14 protein-coding genes and 1 riboswitch are annotated in these 12,848 nt (G+C 74.7%); of the genes, 3 read left to right on the top strand and 11 right to left on the bottom strand.

The genetic code is table 11. From position 1 onward, the window contains the following. Nucleotides 1–66: 66 nt before the first annotated feature. From ACGFX4_RS07865 to ACGFX4_RS07820, 10 genes are all read right to left on the bottom strand, one after another. Nucleotides 67–660, bottom strand: a complete 594-nt coding sequence (locus ACGFX4_RS07865) for a hypothetical protein (protein WP_393071106.1) — start codon at nt 658–660, stop codon at nt 67–69. 60 nt (nt 661–720) lie between these two features. After that, complete coding sequence (locus ACGFX4_RS07860; protein WP_393071105.1) at nt 721–1,233, bottom strand: hypothetical protein; 513 nt, start codon at nt 1,231–1,233, stop codon at nt 721–723. Beyond that, nucleotides 1,230–2,996 (bottom strand): alpha/beta hydrolase, encoded by a 1,767-nt coding sequence (locus ACGFX4_RS07855; protein WP_393071104.1) that lies wholly within the window; start codon nt 2,994–2,996, stop codon nt 1,230–1,232. The genes ACGFX4_RS07860 and ACGFX4_RS07855 overlap by 4 nt, the downstream gene beginning before the upstream one ends. Nucleotides 2,997–2,998: 2 nt before the next feature. Further along, nucleotides 2,999–3,289, bottom strand: coding sequence for a hypothetical protein (locus tag ACGFX4_RS07850; protein ID WP_393071103.1), 291 nt, complete (start codon nt 3,287–3,289; stop codon nt 2,999–3,001). 141 nt (nt 3,290–3,430) lie between these two features. After that, nucleotides 3,431–5,632: a SpoIIE family protein phosphatase gene (locus ACGFX4_RS07845; RefSeq protein WP_393071102.1), complete on the bottom strand. Its 2,202-nt coding sequence runs from the start codon at nt 5,630–5,632 to the stop codon at nt 3,431–3,433. A 106-nt stretch (nt 5,633–5,738) separates the two neighbouring features. After that, nucleotides 5,739–6,872, bottom strand: a complete 1,134-nt coding sequence (locus tag ACGFX4_RS07840) for a PP2C family protein-serine/threonine phosphatase (protein ID WP_393071101.1) — start codon at nt 6,870–6,872, stop codon at nt 5,739–5,741. Nucleotides 6,873–7,026: 154 nt separating this feature from the next. Next, the gene (locus ACGFX4_RS07835; protein ID WP_393071100.1) at nt 7,027–7,236 is read right to left on the bottom strand and encodes a hypothetical protein; all 210 of its coding nucleotides are present in this window, start codon (nt 7,234–7,236) and stop codon (nt 7,027–7,029) included. A gap of 178 nt (nt 7,237–7,414) precedes the next feature. Further along, complete coding sequence (locus ACGFX4_RS07830; protein ID WP_393071099.1) at nt 7,415–7,609, bottom strand: hypothetical protein; 195 nt, start codon at nt 7,607–7,609, stop codon at nt 7,415–7,417. Nucleotides 7,610–7,661: 52 nt separating this feature from the next. Then, on the bottom strand, nt 7,662–8,228 hold the full coding sequence (locus tag ACGFX4_RS07825) for a TetR-like C-terminal domain-containing protein (RefSeq protein ID WP_393071098.1): 567 nt from the start codon (nt 8,226–8,228) through the stop codon (nt 7,662–7,664). Continuing rightward, on the bottom strand, nt 8,228–9,046 hold the full coding sequence (locus tag ACGFX4_RS07820; protein WP_393071097.1) for an alpha/beta fold hydrolase: 819 nt from the start codon (nt 9,044–9,046) through the stop codon (nt 8,228–8,230). Before ACGFX4_RS07820 ends, ACGFX4_RS07825 begins: the two co-directional genes overlap by 1 nt. Nucleotides 9,047–9,292: 246 nt before the next feature. Further along, a riboswitch (cyclic di-AMP (ydaO/yuaA leader) is annotated at nt 9,293–9,446 on the top strand. A 10-nt stretch (nt 9,447–9,456) separates the two neighbouring features. On the opposite strand from ACGFX4_RS07820, the gene ACGFX4_RS07815 reads away from it, so the two are divergent. Then, nucleotides 9,457–10,251 carry a M23 family metallopeptidase gene (locus tag ACGFX4_RS07815; protein WP_393071096.1) on the top strand — a complete coding sequence of 265 codons (795 nt, stop codon included), beginning with the start codon at nt 9,457–9,459 and terminating at the stop codon, nt 10,249–10,251. A 261-nt stretch (nt 10,252–10,512) separates the two neighbouring features. Here the strand turns inward: ACGFX4_RS07815 and ACGFX4_RS07810 are convergent, their stop codons facing one another. Further along, on the bottom strand, nt 10,513–11,391 hold the full coding sequence (locus ACGFX4_RS07810; protein ID WP_393071095.1) for a hypothetical protein: 879 nt from the start codon (nt 11,389–11,391) through the stop codon (nt 10,513–10,515). 59 nt (nt 11,392–11,450) lie between these two features. On the opposite strand from ACGFX4_RS07810, the gene ACGFX4_RS07805 reads away from it, so the two are divergent. Together ACGFX4_RS07805 and ACGFX4_RS07800 are read left to right on the top strand one after the other, a co-directional pair. Further along, nucleotides 11,451–12,029 (top strand): GNAT family N-acetyltransferase, encoded by a 579-nt coding sequence (locus tag ACGFX4_RS07805; protein ID WP_393071094.1) that lies wholly within the window; start codon nt 11,451–11,453, stop codon nt 12,027–12,029. Nucleotides 12,030–12,138: 109 nt separating this feature from the next. Further along, complete coding sequence (locus tag ACGFX4_RS07800; RefSeq protein WP_393071093.1) at nt 12,139–12,846, top strand: sensor domain-containing protein; 708 nt, start codon at nt 12,139–12,141, stop codon at nt 12,844–12,846. Nucleotides 12,847–12,848: the final 2 nt, after the last annotated feature.

The raw sequence follows: 12,848 nt of genomic DNA, 5'->3' as shown, positions 1-12,848 counted from the left end.
GATCCTACGGGCGTATGAACAGCCCACCCTTTGGCTGATCTGACCACGTCAACGCCCCCGCGGAGGTCAGCGCGACCACTCCGGGTCGTCGAACTTCGGCATGGTGTCGACCGTTCCGTCCGCCTTGGTGGGCAGCGGACTCGGGGCGGCCCCGAACGGCTGCTCCGACTTCGGGTCCTTCACCCAGGCGTTCGCACTGATCGTCACGTTGCCCGGCGCGCCGATGCTCACCGTGATCCCGACCCCGTCCTTGGTGCGGGCTCCGGCCTCGAAGGTCGAGGCGCTCTCGGTGATCGAGTAGCCCTGCGCCTTCCAGTACTCCCGGACCTTGTCCAGCAGCTTCGCCTGGTTGCCCTTGGCCACCTTGGTCAGCACGTACCGGCGGCGCGTCAGCTGCGCCGAACCGTCCGCCTCCCGGCTCACCCCGTCCTCGTGCGCCCGCGCCTGGAAGGCGTCGTCCGCGTACTTCAGCGAGGGCGAGACCGCCTTGGTGGTGCCGTCCAGCAGCCCGTCGATCTCGGTCCGCGCCGTGCCGATCTCCACCAGGGCGTGGTCCGCGGACCCGCCGTCGCCCGAGGACGTGCAACCGGCCACCAGCGAACCGCCCAGCAGCACCGCCGCCACCGCGCCCAGTATCCGCAGCTTCACAACCACTCCCACCTCGAACTCCTCGAAGCGGTGGGCCCCGGCCGAGGCCGGGGCCCACCCCAGATCAGTCGGTCACGCGGACCAGAACGGGTCGTCGAACCTCGGCACGGTGTCGATCGTGCCGTCCGGCCGCAGCGGCACCGTGCTGTCCCCGCCGAACGGGTAGCTGGTGCCGACCGCCGGCACCCGGGGCACCCGGGCGACCAGCGTGACGTTGCCCAGGTGGCCGACCCGCAGCTCCACCGTCGACCCGCCCGGCGCCTCGGCCCGCACGTCCGGCAGCACCGGGTCCGGGTCCATCGAGGTGATCCGCCAGCCGCGGCCCTGCCACTCCCGCTCCACCACGCCCAGCAGCGCGCCGTACCGGGCGGCGGCGAACCGGGTCAGCAGGTAGCGCCGCTTCTCCAGCCGCGCCGTGCCGTCCGGCTCCTTGGTGAACGGGTCGTCGTGCTCGCTGGCCACGTACGGCCCGTCCGCCCACTCCACCGCGGGGGTGATCGCGGCCAGCGTGCCGTCCAGCAGGGCGTCGATCTGCGCCCGGGCGATGCCCAGGTCGGTCACCGGGGCCTGTCCGTAGTCGTTCATCGGCGGTCCTGTCCGTAGACCCGGTCACCGTGGCCGGAGACGATGTTGCCCATGTTCCGCAGCGAGTGGCCGTCCCGGCCGTCCCCGCTGTCCCAGTAGTCCGAGTGGGAGGACATGCCCAGCGGGCCGTCGTCCACGTCGAAGCGGTGCGCGCCGAAGTCGTTGCTGGCCGGGTCCTGCCCGAACCACAGCTCGTGCGGGTCGTCCGACTTGCCGACCTGGTCGCCGATGATGGCGCCGCCGATCGCGCCCGGGACGCCGAGGATGGCGCCGCCGATCAGCGCGCCGGTCCCCATGCCCTTCGCCTCGTCGTGGCTCGGCAGGTGGCTGACCGGGTCGTTCTCGGCCGCGCCGACCCACACGTGGCTCGGGTCGACCCCGAGCTGCGAGGCGTGCTGCGCGCCGGTGCCCGGGCTGCCGACCAGGATGATGTCGTCCGCCGGGATGCCGCCGGGCCGCTGCGCGGCCTGGCCCACGGTGAACGAGCCGTACGAGTGGCCCAGCGCGGTGACGTGCGCCGGCTGGCCCTCGTGCGAGGCCCGCAGGCCCTGCAGGAACTCCTGGTAGTTCTTGCCGCCCTGCTGGCCGCGCTCCGGGCCGGCGACCGCCAGGCTCTCCGCGCTGACGTCCTTGGCCTGCGGCGCGTCGTAGCCGAGCCAGGCGATCGAGGCGGTGGACCGGCTGGGGTCCGCGTCGTGCGCCGACTGCCACATGTCGCGGGCCCGGTTGCCGTCGCCGCCACCGATGTTCTTCACCTCGGTGTTCAGGCCCGGCACGTAGGCCACCACGTCGTCCGCGGTGTCCGGGTTGCCGTAGGAGATCGCGGCGCGGCCCTGGCCCTCGTCGTCGATCGCCATCAGGAAGACCGGCGGCTGCTTGCCCTTGTCGTCGTCCAGCCGCTTGCGGACCGCCTGGAAGCCCTCCAGCTGCTTCTTCTGGTTGTCGTCGAGGTCCTTGCGGCCCTCCATGTTCTTGATCATCTGGTCGAGGTGGATCCGGTTGGCCTGGTCCTTGTCGACCGTCGGGATGCCGTTCCGGTTGCCGATCTCGTCCGGGTAGTTGTGGATCAGCCGCTGCCGCTCCGACTCGGGCAGCGCCTTCCACCAGGAGTTCACCTCGGTCGGCGGCGCGTCCGGGCCGGGCATGCCGGCCTTGACCAGGTCCTCCGGACCGCCCCACGGGGTCACGGCGTCCATCACGGCGCTGTTCAGGTCCATCGAGGCGGTCTCGGTCTTGAGGCCGTCGCCGGTCCGCGCGTTGTCGGTGTAGTGGCGCAGCCGCTCCGAGGTGACCTGGTCGGCGTGGTCGGCCTCGGACAGCGCCTGCGAGATCCGGTCCCGCAGGTCGGTGCCGCGCTGCTGGCGGTCGTTGCGGAAGTCCGGGTCGTGGTGCTCGGCCTGGCTGGGCGGCGGCCAGGAGACCCCGCCGTCGTTCGCGACGTCGAAGCCGTTCGCCTGCGCCTCGTCCAGGGCGGCCTTCAGCTTCGCCTGGGCGATCAGGAAGGCCTCCGCGCCCTCGCGCAGGATCGGCGCGATCCGGTCCAGCTCGATCTGGGCGGCCGTCAGCTTCCCGGTGGTCTGGGTCAGCGACTGCTCGGCGTTGTTCGCGGCGTCGCCGGTCCAGCCCGAGTTGCGCACCCGGGTGTCCACGCCGTCCTTCCAGGTGCCCGCGTGCTGCGCGAACTTGGCCGACAGGTCGGCGTACGCGTCGGCCGCCCGGTACAGGTCGTCCGGCTTGGCGTCACGGAGGGTGGGGACGTCCACGGTCACCTCCCCGCCCCGGCGCCGGACAGGCCGCGCGAGGCCTCCTGCTCGGACTTCCGGTAGTTCGCCGCGGTCTGCTTCAGGTTGTCGCCCTGACGGTCCATCTCCTTGGAGAGCTCGTCGAGCAGCCGCTTCCACTCGTCCGTGCAGGAGTTCAGCTCACTGCCGGTCAGGAAGCCGCGCAGGCCCCCCTCGGCGGTGTCGGACGCGGCCAGGACGCCCGAGGTCTCGTTCGGAACCTGCTCGGCGGTGCTCCGCGCGGTGTTGCCCGCGCCGTCGAGCTCGTCGGGCATCACCCGGAACCCGGTACCGCCCGAGCCCCCTGGATCGACAGGTCGCACGTTTCCCCCATGTGATGTCGCGATCCGACTGTATGAACCAGTCACGGTAGCGAACACCGAGCCCAGGGGGGTACACGGGTACCGGGAGCCGGATCAGTCCCCACCGGCCGTCGACAGCCGGTGCAGCAGCAGCACCGCGACGTCGTCCGGCCGCGAGTTCCGCTCCGTCACGTTCAGCGTGAGCAGGTCCGCCAGCCGGTCCAACGCCTCGTCAGGACCGCCCAGCGCCGGCTCGCCGGTCTGCCGGGCCCACAGCTCCAGCCCGCCCAGCATCCGCTGCACCGACTCGTCGTAGTCCTCGTCCCGGACCTCGACCAGGCCGTCGGTGTACGCCAGCAGCGTCTCGCCCGCCGCCAGCCTCCCCACCGCCGGCGGGTACTCCGCCCACGGCTCCACCCCGAGCGGCGGACCGCCCGGCAGATCCAGCTCGGACGCCTTCCCGTCGGAGATCCGCACCGGCGGCGGATGCCCGGCCCGCGCCCCGCGCAGCGTCCCGTCCGCCGGATCCAGCGTCAGGTACAGGCAGGTCGCGAAGAGGTCGGTGTCCAGCTCGGCCAGCAGCCGGCTGGTCCTGGCCAGCGTCGCCGCCGGGTCGTGCCCGTCCGTGGCGTACGCCCGCAGCCCGCTGCGCAGCTGGCCCATCACCGCGGTGGCCTCGGCGTTGTGGCCCTGCACGTCGCCGATCACCAGCCCGACCCGGCCGTCCGGCAGCCGCAGCAGGTCGTACCAGTCGCCGCCGATCTGCATGCCCTCGGTGGACGGCAGGTACCGGGCCGCCGATGCCACGCCGGGCAGCCGGGGCAGGGAGCGCGGCAGCATCGCGCGCTGCAGCTCGGTCGCCCGGTGGTGGTGGATGTCGTACAGCCGGGCGCGCTCCAGGGTCTGCGCCAGGATGCCGGCGAAGGCCGAGTACATGGTGCGGTCCTCGCGGCCGAAGACCCGCTCGGTGGCGAAGGTGATCAGGCAGGAGCCGACCTGCCGGCCGGAGGCCACCAGCGGCAGCACCGCCCAGGCCGCCGGGGCCAGCGGATTGCCGGTGGCCCGCCCGCCCGGCTCGCTGAACAGCGGGGTGGCCCGGCTCAGCGCGTGCTCCATCACCCCGGAGGACAGCTCGTGCAGCCGGTTCAGCTCGGTGCGGTACGGCCCGCCGAACACCGCGGGGGAGACCGGCAGCAGCCGGCCCTCGTCCACCAGGTCCAGCACCACGCTGGCCGCGCCGAGGGCCGGCCGGGCTATGTCGGTCAGCGCCGTGGTCACCTCGCGCACCGTGACCGCCCGGGACAGCGCCCGGGTCAGCGCCAGCAGCAGCGCGGTGCGGGCGCCCACCGTCGGCGTCGCGCCCTGCGGCGCGGCGGCCGGCTCCGGCCGCTCCACCCGGGCCCGGTCGGTCAGCAGCCCGGCCACCCGGACCGGCCGCTGGTGGATGTCCAGCATCACCTCGCCCGACTCGTCCACCCGCGCGACCGTCCCGTCGGGCCGCACCACCCGGTAGCTCAGCCGGTAGGGGCCGCCGGCGGCCAGCGCCTCGGCCATCCCCGCCTGGAGGTCGGGCAGGTCCTCCGGGTGCACCACCCGGGCCAGGTCGGGCGCCTGGGCGCTGGGCCGCTCCGGCAGCGGCAGGCCGATCACCTGGTAGGCGCGGGCGTCCCAGGTGGTCTCGCCGGTCACCAGGTCGCGTTCGAACGCCCCGGCCCCCGCCGCCCGCACGGCCAGGGCCAGCAGCTGCGGGTCCACCGGCCGCGGCTCGGCCCGGATGCCGTCGGGCACCGGGCCGGCGGCCGCGTGCACGTGGTCGATCAGGTGCGACAGCCGGGTCGCGCACGCCTCGGCGAGGGTCTCCAGGGTGTCGAGGTCGCGGCGCGGCACGGTGCCCCGGTGGGCCAGCGCCAGCGCCAGCGCCCCGATCGGGTCGCCGTCCACCACCAGCGGCATCACCGCCAGCGCGACCAGCCCGGTGCCCCGGCCGACGTTGGTGTTCGGGTAGTCGGCGCTGGTCTGCTCCGGGCTGAGCAGCACCGTCTCGCGCCGCCGCAGGGCCAGTGCCGCCGGCAGGTCGCCGGCCGGGTCGACCACGCCGTAGCGCTCGTGCGCCCACTCCGGCAGGCTGTCGGAGGCCGCCAGGCGCAGCATCCCGGCGGAGTCCAGCAGGTAGAGCGCGGACCCCTCGCGGGTGATCCAGCTCGGCCCCTCCAGCAGGACCGTCCCCAGCAGCTCGGTCGCGCTCGACGCGCGCAGCAGCAGCCGGACGCAGCGCAGCTCGGTCCGGGTGGCGCGACGGTTCGAGGTCAGGTCCATGGCGGTACCGGGCCCTTCCGGTCGTGCCGCGTGCGCGTGCGTCTTCACTGTTGCTGAACATCCTATTGACAGATCGCTCACCCGGCCGGTTGCGAACCACCGGGTCTCAGGCGCCCGCCCCCAGCCGGCGCACCACGATCACCGAGCGGTCGTCCTGCACGTCCGGCGCCACCGTCCGCACCAGCGTCTGCGCCGGGTCCTCGGTCCCGCCGTACCGCAGCAGCGGCGCCGCGGCCGCCAGCAGCCGGTCGATGCCCTCGTCGATGTCCTCGCCCGGGACCTCCACCAGCCCGTCGCTGTACAGCAGCAGCGAGTCCCCGAGCGCCAACCGCCCCCACTCCGGCGGGTACGGCACGGAGGCCAGCACCCCCAGTGCCGGGCCGCCGACCCCCGCCCGCAGCCAGCTGCCGCCGCCGGCCCGGCAGTACTGCACGGCCGGCGGGTGCCCCGCGTTGAACACCCGGTACCGCCCGTCCGACGGCCGGATCGCCAGGTGCACCGCGGTGGCGAAGGCGTCCTCCCAGTCCAGCTTGGCCAGGTAGTCGTTGGCGGCGGGCAGGAACCGCTCCGGCTCTACCGAGCCGAGCAGCGTCGCGAACGCCCCCGACAGGTGTATCGACCGGGCGGCCGCCCGGCTGCCCTTGCCGGAGACGTCCACCAGGACCACCTCCAGCAGGTCCCGCTCCGGCTGGTGCGCGGCGAGCAGGAAGTCCCCGGAGAACAGCGTGCCCCGCACCGGCGACACCGCCTGGTGGAACCGCCAGTCCAGCAGCCCGCTGGGCAGCCGCCCGAGCGCCAGGGCGTGCTCGGCGAGCTCGACCAGCATGGTGTCGCCGCGCAGGCCGCGCAGGCCCAGCCGGGTCCGGTAGCGCGAGGTGGCCAGCACCAGCACCGCCGCCGACGCGATCACCAGCACCGACCCGGGCCGCACCCCGTACGGCTGCCGCAGCAGCCCGTCCGCGACCAGGCAGAGCGCGACGGCGCCGATCAGCAGGTACTGCCGGTGGACGTGCAGCAGGTAGCCGCCGAGGATCACCGGGAAGACCAGCGCGGACGGCGGGCACAGGTCGGGCTTCAGGATCGCCAGCCAGGTGAGGGCGAGCGAGAGCACCACCAGCACGGCCAGCGCGGCCCGCTCGGCGGCCGGGTCGCCGTCCAGCAGCCGGCTCAGCCACCGCCCGAGCGGGCTGCGACGCAGCCGTGCGCCGACCCTCCTGGCGACGGTGGTGACTGCGGGCACGGCACCTCCGCCGGTACGCGGGCACAGGCCGCTGACGATCCGCTGATTCAGCTCAATTTATCGCCGAATGTCCGGATAGTCGTACTTGTGCCGCTTCCCGCGCGGGTCGACGGGCCGGGTTCCCGTGCTGTTCCCCGGACCGGGCCGCCGCCCGTTACTGCCCGTCCACCTCGCCGTAGCCGGGCTGCGGGCGCGCCGCCACCGGGCGCAGCGTGCGCAGGCCGCGCAGCACCGCGAACGCGCGACGGAGCTCACCGACCGGGGTGCGCGGTTCGGCCGCCGGGGCCGGCTCCGGGTCGAGCGGGCGGCGGGGTGCCGGGACCAGGCCGGTGACGGGCTCGGTGTGCTGCGCCGTCTGCGTCATCGTTCCTGTCCTCCGTGCTGCCGCCGAGTGGGCTGACGGGTCGTGGGTCGACCCGACTGTAGTACTTCCCGCTGGGCTGACAGTCTTACGCGTGGACGGTGACGGAACGGTATCGAAGGCAATCCGAAGACGTACCGGCGCGCGCCCCCGGTCGGAGGCGCGCGCCGGTACGCGGGCCTCAGGCCTGGAGGTCGGGCAGCTCGGGGGTGACGGTCTCGACCCGGTCGAGGCCGAGCGGCAGGTCGGGGGCGGTGATCGCGTCGGTCAGCGGGCCGGCGGGCACCTGCGGGACGGCGTGCGCGCTGGGGGCGGTCAGGGAGGCCACCACGCCGACGGCGAGCGAGGCAAAGGCGAGCATCGAGCGCTTCTTCATGCCCTGCCCAACGCCCGTCCGGCGCATCGGTCACGGCCTCCGGGCCCGCGGCTCACGGCCAGGAGCGCAGGCCCTCGGTCAGCACCCGGGTCATCCGGTCCAGCGTCACCGCCCGGTCCTCGGCCAGTCGGAACGCGCCGCCGGTGGCGAGCGAGGCGAACCCGTGCGCCATCGCCCGGACCGTCCGGGTCGCGTGGATCGCCTCTGCGCCGTCCAGCCCGTAGCCGGCCAGCACCCGCAGCACCACCTCCACCAGCCGGGTGGCGGCCGCCAACTGCTCCGGGTCGTCCTCCCGCGGCGCCTGCGGCACCGCCGCGTACCGCCGCGGGTACTCGGTGGCGTAGGCCGCGTACGCCGCCATCAGCGCGGCCACCGCCGCGTCGCCGGAGCGGCCGAGCGCCGCGTCCGCCAGCCGGTCGGCCAGCTCGCCGGTGACCCGGACGGCGACCAGCCGGCGCAGCTCGGCCAGGCCGCCGGGGACGTGCTTGTACAGCGAGGGCGTGGCCACGCCGGCCCGGCCGGCCACGGCGGCCAGCGTGAGCTCCTGGACCCCGTGCTCGTCGACCAGCTCCAGCGCCCGGTCGACCACGGCGGCGGGGGTGAGTCCGACCCGGGGCATCAGGCGACCTCCGCCAGGAACGGGAGCAGCGCGGCGGCGACGGCCTGCGGGTGGCCGGCCATCGGGTAGTGGCCGCCGTCCTCGATCATCACCTTGCGGCCGTTCAGCGCCGCCGCCTGGCGGTCGGCGACCAGCTCCGGGTCCGGGAAGTCGGGGTCCTTGGTGCCCATCAGCACCAGCGCCGGGCACCGGACCGCCGCGGACCAGCCGACCGGCGCCGAGTCGCCGGAGAGGTAGCCGGCCAGCGCGACCTTGCGGTGCGGCTCGCGCAGCATCGCCGCCAGGCCCGCCCGGTACGCGTCGAAGTCGGCCGGGCGCTCGGTCGGGAAGTAGAACTTCTGCAGCGTGCCCCACACCCCGGGGAACGCCTTGACCACCGGGCCGACCACGCCGAACAGCGCCTTCTGGAAGGCGTTCAGCGGCAGGTTCTCGATGAACGCGTCGATCAGCACCACGCCGGCCGCCCGCTCCGGCGCCAGCCCGGCCGCCTTCACCACGGTCGCGCCGGTGTACGAGCTGCCGGCCAGCACGGCCCGCTCGATGCCCAGGTGGTCGAGCAGGGCGAGCAGGTCGGCGGCGATCGCGGCGGGGGAGTAGTCGACGAACTCGGCCGAGGACTCGCCCATGCCGCGCAGGTCCATGGTGATCACCCGGTGGCCGGCCGCGGTGAGCAGCGGGACCAGGTGCCGGTAGGCGGCCCGCTGGTCGAGCATGCCCGGGAGCAGGACGACCGGCAGTCCCTCGCCCGGGGTGTCGTCGAACGCGATCCGGCCGCCGGGGACGTCGAAGAAGCGGGTGGGGGTGGTCGTGGAGCTCATCGCGGGCCTCCTGGGCTGCGTGCGTCGGCGGTGCCGATTGCTGTTAGCCATAAAGCTAAGGCTAATAGCCTTAGCCGTCAACCCCTTCGCCAAGCCCGCCGAATCATCACAAATCGCCCACAGGTCGTCAGGAGGGCATCACTGCCTCTCCCGAGACGCTTGGAAACAGGGGGTCCATAGGATTAACGTTTGATAACGCAGCGCGGTCGGCAACGCCGTACCCATACGGCACCGCGCGCGGTCGCCTAATCCACCGGGCCCACCCCCTCGCGGGCGCGCCCAGGAGCCGGGGAACCACGTTCCTTGGGGTGAATCGGCCAGGCCCCCGGGCCACCGGCCGTAGGAGACCTTCCACCTCCGAACCCGTCAGCTAACCCGGTCGGCGAGAGGGAAGGAAGGAGTGCGCCCCCGTGGCGTCCACCCAGACCGCTGACAGCTCCGGCACAGCCACCAGCCTGCTCGACCACCCGACCGGGCACGACACCCGGCACCGGCTGCCCCGGCAGTCCCGCGGCACCGGCCCGCTGCTCGGCGTCACCGCGATGACCGCCGCGCTCGGCGCCACCGGCTTCGCCGCCGCCCCGGCCGGCCACGCCGCGGACGCCCCCGCCGCCCCCTCCGTCACCGCCCCCGACGAGGCCTCCGGGGCCGTCCTGTCCGCCGACCCCGGACTCGCCCTCGCCGCCCGCATCCAGCAGCAGGCCGACGGCCGGCGCACCGCCGACGACGAGTCCGCCCGGATCGCCGCCGCCCAGGAGGCCCAGGCCAGGCGCGCCGCGCAGGAGACCGCGGCCCCCCTCGGCGACCACGCCCTGCCGGTCGCCGGCTACCGCCTCGCCGCGCAGTTCGCCCAGGCCGGCGCGCACTGGGCCCACCTGCACACCGGCCTCGACTTCGCCGCCCGCACCGGCACCCCGGTCACCGCCGTCACCGGCGGCACCGTCACTTCCGCCGGCTGGTCCGGCCCGTACGGCTACCGGGTGATCCAGACCCTGCCCGACGGCACCGAGCTCTGGTACTGCCACCTCGCCCGGATCACCACCCCGGCCGGCCCCGTCACCACCGGCACCGTGCTCGGCACCGTCGGCGCCACCGGCAACGTCACCGGCGTCACCGGCCCCCACCTCCACCTGGAGGTCCGCCCCGACGGCGCCGCCCCGATCGACCCGCTCACCTGGCTCGGATCGCACGGCCTCACGCCGTAGCCGCCCCCGACGGCAGCCGGGCCGCGACCCCTTCCCCGCGCCCGGCTCGTCGGACCAGGGCCCACCCGGGCCCGGATCCCGTCCCTGACCGGCCCCGGGAGCTCCATCCCCCGGGCCCGGCCTTCCCAGGGCCCGGTCCGCCCCGGGCGCAGGCCCTGTTCGGCCCGGTCCGCCCCGGGCGCAGGCCCCCCTCCGGCCCGGACCGCTCGCGCGTTCCGTCCTCCGCACGGCCACCCGGGTGCCGTCCGGCCCGCTCCCGGCTCAGGCCTCGCCGGGTTCGCCCCGCTCCGCGAGGTACGCCTCGATGTCGCCGGGGCCCGGCTCCGGCGCCAGGTCCGGGTACTCCGTCACCAGCAGCGCCGCCAGCCCCGGGCTCGTCCACTCCCCGTACAGCCGCAGCGCCTCCGCCTCCACCGCGGCCTCGAACCCGTCGAAGTCCCCGGCCAGCTCCTCCGGCATCGGCAGCCCGCGCGCGGTCAGCTCCGCCAGGTTCCGGTAGCTGCGCTGCATCAGCCCCTGCTCCAGCAGCCGCCGCGCGCCGTCCGTCGCCATGCCGACCAGCAGCAGCCGCGCCGCGTCCCACTCCTCCTGGCCCTCGGCCGCCACCAGCCCGGGCGCGGTGGCGTACCGCCCCAGCCGCTCCTCCTCCGGCAGCTCCCGGAACCCGTCCAGCCACGCCCGCACCGCGCCCTCGTCCGCCGGGTCGATCCCGTCGGCCCGCAGCAGCAGGGTGTACAGGCGCGGCCAGGTGACCAGGTCGGCCCGGCGCAGCAGCCCGCAGAGCACCTCGCCCTGCCACTCCGCCTCCTCGTGCAGCCGCTCCCACCGCTTGGCGTTCAACCGGCGGGCCGCCCGCTGACGGTCGATCAGCAGCCGGACGGCCTCGCCGTACGCCTCGTAGGCCCCGGGCTCGTCCACCGGCTGCACGTACAGGTACAGGCGCTCGTACAGCAGTTGCTCCAGCTGGGCGGAGCTCAGCTCGGGCCAGCCGTCGTGCAGCCGGGCGCCGCCCAGCTCCAGCAGGGTCAGTACGGTCCGCAGCGCCCCGTCCGGCACCGGCGGGCGGCCCTCCTCCCCGGCCCAGGCCAGCAGCTCGGCGGTGCGGGTGCGCGGGCTGAGCCGCAGGTCCTCGTCAGTCACCCAGGTACGGTAACCGGCTCCGCCGACCCCGCTCACCTGCGGCGGTAGGGTCGGGGCCCATGGAACTCATCCGGCTGACGGGACCGCGCCTGATCTGCCGCGAGTACCGGCAGACGCCCGAGGAGGCCGAGGCGCTGCACGCGGTCTTCGGCGACCCGGAGACCGCCCGGTACCTGCCGTTCGAACCGCGCGGCGTCGAGGAGTGCGCCGACCAGATCGGCCACTACCTGGAGGAGGCGGAGCGCGAGCCGCGCACCTACTACCGCCTGGCGGTGGTGCCGCTCGCCGACGCCGGGGACGACGGCGAGGGCGGGGTGCCGATCGGGCAGGCGGCGTTCACCCGGGACGGTGACACCGCCGCGTTCGTCGGGTACGCGCTGCGCCGGGACACCTGGGGCCGGGGGTACGCGGGCGAGATCACCGAACTGCTCTGCGGGTTCGGCTTCCGGACGCTCGGCCTGCACCGGCTGGCCGCCCGGATCGACCCGGACAACACCGCCTCCGCGCGGGTGGTGGAGCGGGCCGGCTTCCGGCTGGAGGGCCGGATCCGGCACGAGCTGCGGGTCGGCGGGAGCTGGCGCGACTCGCTCCAGTACTCCCTCCTCGAACCGGAGTGGGCGGCAGCCCGCACCACCTGAGGGGGTGGGGACAACCCCACCCCGAAGTCGGCAGCAGGCTTCATTCCGCCGACCCGCCCCGCTCGGGCACCGTTGCACCGTGAGCAGTCACGACGCCGAGGGGCCCGACATGACGACCAGTACGCTGCACCGCGCCGACACCTTCCACACCCGCCCGGCCGGGCCGCGCCGACCCGCCTTCTGGCGCGCCCCGTTCGCCGCGAGCACCTACCGCGAGCTCGGTTTCACCCTCACCGGCCTGCCGGTGGCGATCGCCGGGTTCGTGGCGACCGTCGCCCTCTTCAGCGCGGGCCTCGGCCTGGTGGTGACCGCGCTCGGCCTGCCGGTGCTGGCGCTGCTGCTGGTCCTGGCCCGCGGCTTCGGCGCGCTGGACCGGCAGCGGGCCCGCACCATGCTCGACACCGAGGTGACCGCCCCGCCCGCTGTCCGCCCCAAGCGCGGAGGCTTCTGGGGCGCGGTCACCGCCCGGCTGGCCGACGGCGCCGGCTGGCGCGCCGCGCTCTACCAGGTGCTGATGCTGCCGTGGGCGATCCTCTCCTTCACGCTGTCGGTGGTCTTCCTGACGGTCGGCTGGTCGCTGGCGCTCTACCCGCTCTACCACTGGGTGTTCGCCCGCTACACGCCCTGGCCCGGGTACCAGCTCTACGAGTACACGGACCGCGCCGGCGTCGAGCACCACGCCTACGTCACCGAGCCGTGGCAGATCACCGGGGTCTCCCTGCTCGGGGTGCTGCTGGTCCTGCTCACCCCGCAGATCATCCGCGGCGTCACCAACGTCAGCCGCCTGGCGATACGCGGCCTGCTCGGCGCCCGCTGACC

The organism is Kitasatospora sp. NPDC048365, assembly GCF_043200835.1.
GTDB classification, from domain to species: domain Bacteria; phylum Actinomycetota; class Actinomycetes; order Streptomycetales; family Streptomycetaceae; genus Kitasatospora; species Kitasatospora terrestris.
The sequence above is the reverse complement of the archived record's forward strand: the minus strand, read 5'-3'. Positions and strand labels throughout refer to the sequence as shown.

What these genes read in the sequence shown, in the direction of transcription:
- ACGFX4_RS07820 (WP_393071097.1), bottom strand. Translation starts at nt 9,046, where the DNA reads ATGAGCTCCACGACCACCCCCACCCGCTTCTTCGACGTCCCCGGCGGC.
- ACGFX4_RS07805 (WP_393071094.1), top strand. Translation starts at nt 11,451, where the DNA reads ATGGAACTCATCCGGCTGACGGGACCGCGCCTGATCTGCCGCGAGTAC.
- ACGFX4_RS07800 (WP_393071093.1), top strand. Translation starts at nt 12,139, where the DNA reads ATGACGACCAGTACGCTGCACCGCGCCGACACCTTCCACACCCGCCCG.
- ACGFX4_RS07825 (WP_393071098.1), bottom strand. Translation starts at nt 8,228, where the DNA reads ATGCCCCGGGTCGGACTCACCCCCGCCGCCGTGGTCGACCGGGCGCTG.
- ACGFX4_RS07860 (WP_393071105.1), bottom strand. Translation starts at nt 1,233, where the DNA reads ATGAACGACTACGGACAGGCCCCGGTGACCGACCTGGGCATCGCCCGG.
- ACGFX4_RS07850 (WP_393071103.1), bottom strand. Translation starts at nt 3,289, where the DNA reads ATGCCCGACGAGCTCGACGGCGCGGGCAACACCGCGCGGAGCACCGCC.
- ACGFX4_RS07845 (WP_393071102.1), bottom strand. Translation starts at nt 5,632, where the DNA reads ATGGACCTGACCTCGAACCGTCGCGCCACCCGGACCGAGCTGCGCTGC.
- ACGFX4_RS07835 (WP_393071100.1), bottom strand. Translation starts at nt 7,236, where the DNA reads ATGACGCAGACGGCGCAGCACACCGAGCCCGTCACCGGCCTGGTCCCG.
- ACGFX4_RS07830 (WP_393071099.1), bottom strand. Translation starts at nt 7,609, where the DNA reads ATGAAGAAGCGCTCGATGCTCGCCTTTGCCTCGCTCGCCGTCGGCGTG.